1 protein-coding gene is annotated in these 561 nt (G+C 55.1%); it reads right to left on the bottom strand.

The features are described from left to right. Positions 1–556, bottom strand: a 556-nt coding sequence (gene mobV, locus DW082_RS14170; protein WP_182424187.1) for a MobV family relaxase, incomplete at its 3' end; no start/stop codon positions are given. Positions 557–561: the final 5 nt, after the last annotated feature.

Raw genomic sequence — 561 nt, 5'->3', positions numbered from 1 at the left:
CGGCATAGGTATCTTGGTAGGACTTCAATTTCAGCCGTGTCATAATATCGTCTGCGCACAGCCTCACGGTGTCGGTCGGCTTCTTGCGGTATCGCTTCTTCGTCTGTTCCTCCCTTTTCCTGCGCTTGCGCTCTCCCTTGACGATGGGGACGAGTGTAACGTGTATGTGCGGCGTTTCCTCGTCCCTGTGCAGGTGAGCCGCCACGATGTTCTCCTTTCCGAACGTGTCGGCGAAGTATTTCAGATTGTCGGCGCACCACTCGTCCAAACGTCCCTCTTCCTTTATCCGCTTCATGTCCTCGTGCGTTCCCGATACGTTGATGCGGATAGCCCGTACTTGGTTGCTTCCGATTTTGCGTGTCAGCCCCGCTTCTTCCAATCTCCGCTGTATAGCCGCCGAACGGTCTTTCACCCCGTCGGGGTAGTCGATGAGCCTGCGGTTTAAGTACGTGCGTGTGGGGTCGGCGTTCTTCGGTATGATGAAACGCTCGATATGTGCGGTCGTTCCGCTGTCGCTGCCGTGCGCCTTTTCCATGTGTAAAACTACGAAACCCATATATT

It is taken from the genome of Alistipes sp. AF48-12, from assembly GCF_003477565.1.
GTDB classification, from domain to species: Bacteria; Bacteroidota; Bacteroidia; order Bacteroidales; family Rikenellaceae; genus Alistipes_A; species Alistipes_A hominis.
Note: the sequence above shows the minus strand (reverse complement) of the source record. Positions and strands in the feature narration are given on the sequence as shown.